The sequence below is a fragment of the Sphingomonas sp. CCH9-F2 genome (assembly GCF_001556735.1).
Taxonomy (GTDB): domain Bacteria; phylum Pseudomonadota; class Alphaproteobacteria; order Sphingomonadales; family Sphingomonadaceae; genus Sphingomonas; species Sphingomonas ginsenosidimutans.
Map to the genome: position 1 here is coordinate 1 of NZ_LSJO01000508.1, position 4,708 is coordinate 4,708.

The window sequence follows — 4,708 nt, forward strand, 5'->3', positions numbered from 1 at the left end:
CCGCCGCTGGCGCTTTCCGCTGCGATTCGGTGCGGTGCTGGTGCGCGTCCCCGCGGCGCAGCTGCGTGCGGGCGGGGTGCTGCGCGGCCGGATCATCGCCACGCTGGGACCGGAGATGGGCGGCGAGAATGTCGAGGGCGTGGCGGTCACGCGCGAACATGGCGCGACGATGATCTGGCTCGTCACCGACAATGACGTCGCCTTCTACCGCCGCACGATCCTCGCGAAGTTCCGGCTGATCGAATGACCGCCGGACATGCGAAGCGGCCCGCCGGCACCGATGTGCTGGCGGGCCGCGTCGGATCGCGAACGGGCGGGCGTGTGTTACGCCGCGGTGGCGGCGGCGCGCTTCTTCACGACGTCGCGCTTCAGGCGGCGGGCCTTCAGCGACAGCTTCTCATCGGAGGTCTTGACCAGCCAGTTGTCGAGGCCGCCGTTATGCTCGACCGAGCGCAGGCCGTGCGTCGACACGCGCAGCTTGATCGACCGCTCCAGCGTATCGGACAGCAGCGTGACGTTCTGCAGGTTCGGCAGGAACGTGCGCTTGGTCTTGTTGTTGGCGTGGGAAACGTTGTTACCCACCTGCCGGCCCTTGCCGGTCAGCTCGCAGATGCGCGACATGTGTGTGATCCTGAATTCGGTTGCCCGGAAAGTCGGCGCCACTACCGCGCGATCGGCCCAACGTCAAGCGCGGGATGGTGCAACCCCGGCCCGGCGGCGGCGTTGTTGCGGCAGCGAATCAAGCCTGACGGGAGGAAAATCACATGCGCACGCTTCTGGTACTGGTGGGTGTCGCCGCGCTGGTGTTGCTGGCTGCGATGATGCTGGGGTTCGTCCGGTTCGACCAGACGCAGACCGCGCAGCTGCCGCGACTCGAGGGCGGGCAGGCTCCCAAGTTCAACGCCGACGTCGCCAAGGTGACCGTCGGCACCGAGAAGAAGACCGTCGAGGTGCCCGCGGTCGAGGTGCAGAAGCCCGGCGAGAAGAACTGACCGCTGGCGGTGCTGCCCCCTGCGGGTTAGGCGGGGGCATGTTTCCGCTCCCCGCCCCGATGCGCGCCGCGCTGGATGCCGCGCGCGATGCCGGCGCGGCGGGCGAGGTGCCCGTGGGCGCGGCGGTGGTGCTGGACGGCCGCATCATCGCGGTCGCCGGCAATGCCCCGCGCGCGCTGCACGATCCCACCGCCCATGCCGAGATGCTGGCGATTCGCGAGGCCGCGCGCGTCCTGGGCGCCGATCGCCTGACCGACTGCGACCTGTGGGTCACGCTGGAGCCGTGCGCGATGTGCGCCGGGGCGATCGCCCATGCCCGCATCGCGCGGCTTTATTACGGCGCGGACGATCCCAAGGGCGGGGCGGTCGAACATGGCCCGCGCGTCTTCGCGCAGCCCACCTGCCACCACCGGCCGGAGATTTTCTCCGGCATCGGCGCGCAGCAGGGCGGGGCGCTGCTCCGCGATTTCTTCGCACAACGGCGGCGGTAGCACGCGCCACCGCCGCCGCCGTGCGGTACGGGTCAGTAGCGCCGCGGCGGCAGGTCGTTCTGCGACACCGGCACGATCTTGATCTCCACCCGGCGGTTGGCCGCGCGACCTTCCTCGGTTTCGTTCGAGGCGATCGGCTGCGTCTCGCCGAAGCCGCGCGTCGCGATCCGCGCCGCCTGGACGCCATGGCTCGACAGATAATCCGCCACCGACGCGGCGCGGCGTTCGGACAGCGTCTGGTTGTACGCGTCGCTGCCGGTCGAATCAGTGTGGCCGTACACGTCGATATAGCTCTGGTTATATTCGCTCAGCACGCCCGCGACGCGGTCCAGCGTCGCGCGGAACTGCGGTTCGACGTTGGCCGAATTGTACGCGAAGTTGATGCCCGACGGGATGTTGAGCAGCAGGTCATCGCCCTGCCGCACCACCTGCACGTCGGTGCCCGCGGTGCGCGCGCGCATCTCGCGCTCCTGCTTGTCCATGTACGATCCGACCGCGGCGCCGGCGATGCCGCCGATGCCCGCGCCAAGGATTTTCTCCGTCCGGTCCTGACGCCCGCCGACCAGGTCGCCGAGCAGATAGCCGCCCAGCGCGCCGCCGATGCCGCCGATCGCGGTCTTCGAGATGCGGCGCTCGCCGGTGTCCGGGTCGGTGGTGCAGGCAGATACGCTCACCAGCGACAGCGTGGCGGCGGCGGCCAACAGCTTCGACGACATCTTCATCTCACGTCCCTTTCCCTATCGTGCCGATCTAACTTGGATCGGTCGGATATTGTTCCGGTGCCGGACTGAACGGCGGCTGACGCGCCGCGCAGGTGAATTACCGATTGTCGCGCGCGCCGTTTCGCGCCAAGAGGGCGGTGCATCATGCTACCGCCGTTCCCCTGGTTCGACGTCGTCATCATCCTGGCGCTGGTTGCTCTCAACGGCGTGTTCGCCATGAGCGAACTGGCGATCGTGTCGTCGCGAAAGGCGCGGCTGGAGGCGATGGCGCGCGCCGGCAAGCGCGGCGCGGCCTCCGCGCTGGAGCTGGCGGCCGATCCCGGCAAGTTCCTGTCGACGGTGCAGATCGGCATTACCCTGATCGGTATCGGCACCGGCGCCTATTCGGGCGCCAGCCTGGGCACGCCGACGGTCGCCCGGCTGGAGGCACTCGGCCTGTCGCCGAAACTGGCCGACAATCTGGGCTTCGTGGTCGTCATCGGGCTGACCACCTATGCCTCGCTGATCATCGGCGAGCTGGTGCCCAAGCAGTTCGCGCTGAGGAAGCCGGAGCCGGTGGCCGCGCTGGTCGCGGTGCCGATGACGTGGCTGGCGGTCATCACCAAGCCGCTGGTGTGGCTGCTCGATTCGACCAGCGCGCTGGCGTTCCGCATCCTCGGCCTCAATCGCGAGAGCGAGGATCAGGTGACGGCGGAGGAACTGCACCTGATCGTCGCGGAGGCCAGCAAGTCGGGCGTGATCGAGGAGCATGAACGCTCGATCATCTCGGGCGTGGTGCGGCTTGCCGACCGCCCGGTGCGCGAGGTGATGACCCCGCGCACCGAGGTCGACTGGCTCGACATCGCGCTGGACGATGCCGGGATCCGCCAGAAGCTGCTGTCGACCCCGCACAGCCGGCTGCCGGTGGCGCAGGGGTCGATCGACGCGGTCGTCGGCGTGGTGCAGGCGCGCGATGTCGCCACGGCGCTGTTCCGCGGCGAAACGCTGGACCTGGCGAAGCTGACCCGCAAGGCGCCGGTGGTGGTCGACCAGATTGACGCGATGGATGCGCTCGACGCGCTGCGCCGCGCCGAGGTGCCGATGGCGCTGATCCACGACGAATACGGCCATTTCGAAGGCGTGGTGACCCCCGCCGACCTGCTCGCCGCGATCGCGGGGGAGTTCGCATCGGATGCCGAGCCGGGCGAGGGGCCGAACGTGGTCGAGCGCGACGACGGATCGCTGCTGGTCGCCGGCACGATGGCCGCGGACGCGCTGGCGGAGCGGCTGGGCATCGACCTGCCCGAGGACCGCGATTACGCCACCGTCGCTGGCCTTGCGCTGGCGGTGTTCCGCAAGTTGCCGCTGGAGGGCGAAAGCTTCGAGGAACAGGGCTGGAAGTTCGAGGTGGTCGACCTCGACGGCCGTCGCATCGACAAGCTGCTGGTCAGCGAGGCCTGACGGGCCGGGACGGTGCGGCGTTTCCTGTCCACCGCGATCCATGGGCGTGCGACCCGGACGAGTTCGGGCCCTCTCAATCCACCGCCGTCTTGCCGGACGTGTTCCGGCATCCAAGGTTCCGCGAAACGCACCAGTTGCTGCTTTTGCGGCAAAATGGACCCCGGCGTTCGCCGGGGTGACGGATGGAATGACGCAAGAGGACCGACCTTCGCAGCAACCTCGAACAAGTCCGGGGCGCCGGCTCTCAGGCGGCATGCGACGCCAGGCTCTCCGACGCCGGTTTAGGCGCTCGCCCCGTTAGCGTCCGTTCAACCTACCGCGATCACCTCTATCGCTTCCTCGCGCCCATTGAACGCGATCGTCTCGCCCGCTTCCGCGCCCATCAGCGCGCGCGGCAGCGGGGCGGAGAAGGACAGGAGGCCCGCCGCCGGATCGGCTTCGTCGTCGCCGACCAGCGTCGCGGTGCGCTCCGTGCCCCCCAGACGGAACGTCACGCGCGATCCGAATCCGACGATGCCGTCGGTGCGCGCCGCGGTCTCGATCGCGGTGGCACGGCGCGTCTTCCAATAGCGCAGGTCGCGCTGGACGCGCTTGGCCGCTTCCTCATCTGCCGCGTCCGGCAGCGAGGCTTCCAGCAGGGCAATACGCTCGTCGATCAGCGCCCGCCCGCGCGCCGTGACCAGATTCGGACCGGCCGGGATCGGTAGTTCGAAGCGCGGCTCCAGATGCTCGTCATCGCTTTCGCGGCGGAACGCGACGCTCATCCCAGCTTCCCGAACTGCGCCTCATAGGCGGCGCGGTCGCCGCTCGCGAGCAGCCGCGCCTGTTCGCGCCAGCGATCGCGCTCCATCCGGCCCTCGAACGGCGAAAGCTGCGCGTCCAGCTCGGCGGCCTCGGCGTCGTCGATCCATGCCAGCTGGTCGACGCGGGTAATGCCCAGTTCCGCCAGCCGCGCCGCAATCTTCGGCCCAAGCCCCTTCAGCAGCGATACCGGCTGCGCACCGGGGTCGGCGGATGGTGCCGCAGGGGCCGGGGAGGGGGTATCCGCCGCGATGCTTGCGGG

The 4,708-nt window shown here is 69.4% G+C and carries 6 protein-coding genes and 2 pseudogenes; 4 read left to right on the forward strand and 4 right to left on the reverse strand.

Going from position 1 to position 4,708, the window contains the following annotated elements:
* Positions 1-247, forward strand: a pseudogene (locus AX685_RS22695) (esterase-like activity of phytase family protein); the annotation flags it as partial.
* 77 nt (positions 248-324) lie between these two features.
* On the opposite strand, the gene rpmB reads toward AX685_RS22695, so the two are convergent.
* Positions 325-621 (reverse strand): 50S ribosomal protein L28, encoded by a 297-nt coding sequence (gene rpmB, locus AX685_RS14455; protein WP_066489923.1) that lies wholly within the window; start codon positions 619-621, stop codon positions 325-327.
* Positions 622-764: 143 nt separating this feature from the next.
* Here rpmB and AX685_RS14460 point away from each other — a divergent pair, with 143 nt between their 5' ends.
* On the forward strand, positions 765-992 hold the full coding sequence (locus AX685_RS14460; protein WP_066489925.1) for a hypothetical protein: 228 nt from the start codon (positions 765-767) through the stop codon (positions 990-992).
* Positions 993-1,051: 59 nt separating this feature from the next.
* Complete coding sequence (locus tag AX685_RS14465) at positions 1,052-1,483, forward strand: nucleoside deaminase (protein ID WP_066489926.1); 432 nt, start codon at positions 1,052-1,054, stop codon at positions 1,481-1,483.
* Between the two features lie 32 nt (positions 1,484-1,515).
* Here AX685_RS14465 and AX685_RS14470 read toward each other — a convergent pair whose 3' ends face one another.
* Complete coding sequence (locus AX685_RS14470; RefSeq protein ID WP_066489929.1) at positions 1,516-2,205, reverse strand: OmpA family protein; 690 nt, start codon at positions 2,203-2,205, stop codon at positions 1,516-1,518.
* Between the two features lie 144 nt (positions 2,206-2,349).
* Here AX685_RS14470 and AX685_RS14475 point away from each other — a divergent pair, with 144 nt between their 5' ends.
* Complete coding sequence (locus tag AX685_RS14475) at positions 2,350-3,645, forward strand: hemolysin family protein (protein WP_066489932.1); 1,296 nt, start codon at positions 2,350-2,352, stop codon at positions 3,643-3,645.
* Positions 3,646-3,953: 308 nt separating this feature from the next.
* Here the strand turns inward: AX685_RS14475 and AX685_RS14480 are convergent, their stop codons facing one another.
* Positions 3,954-4,409 (reverse strand): GreA/GreB family elongation factor, encoded by a 456-nt coding sequence (locus AX685_RS14480; RefSeq protein WP_066489934.1) that lies wholly within the window; start codon positions 4,407-4,409, stop codon positions 3,954-3,956.
* Positions 4,406-4,708: pseudogene (locus tag AX685_RS22700) on the reverse strand (hypothetical protein); the annotation flags it as partial. The pseudogene AX685_RS22700 and the gene AX685_RS14480, both read right to left, overlap by 4 nt.

Bases quoted from the DNA above. Each gene is read 5' to 3' on its own strand.
- rpmB (WP_066489923.1), bottom strand. From the start codon at position 621: ATGTCGCGCATCTGCGAGCTGACCGGCAAGGGCCGGCAGGTGGGTAAC.
- AX685_RS14460 (WP_066489925.1), top strand. From the start codon at position 765: ATGCGCACGCTTCTGGTACTGGTGGGTGTCGCCGCGCTGGTGTTGCTG.
- AX685_RS14465 (WP_066489926.1), top strand. From the start codon at position 1,052: ATGCGCGCCGCGCTGGATGCCGCGCGCGATGCCGGCGCGGCGGGCGAG.
- AX685_RS14470 (WP_066489929.1), bottom strand. From the start codon at position 2,205: ATGAAGATGTCGTCGAAGCTGTTGGCCGCCGCCGCCACGCTGTCGCTG.
- AX685_RS14475 (WP_066489932.1), top strand. From the start codon at position 2,350: ATGCTACCGCCGTTCCCCTGGTTCGACGTCGTCATCATCCTGGCGCTG.
- AX685_RS14480 (WP_066489934.1), bottom strand. From the start codon at position 4,409: ATGAGCGTCGCGTTCCGCCGCGAAAGCGATGACGAGCATCTGGAGCCG.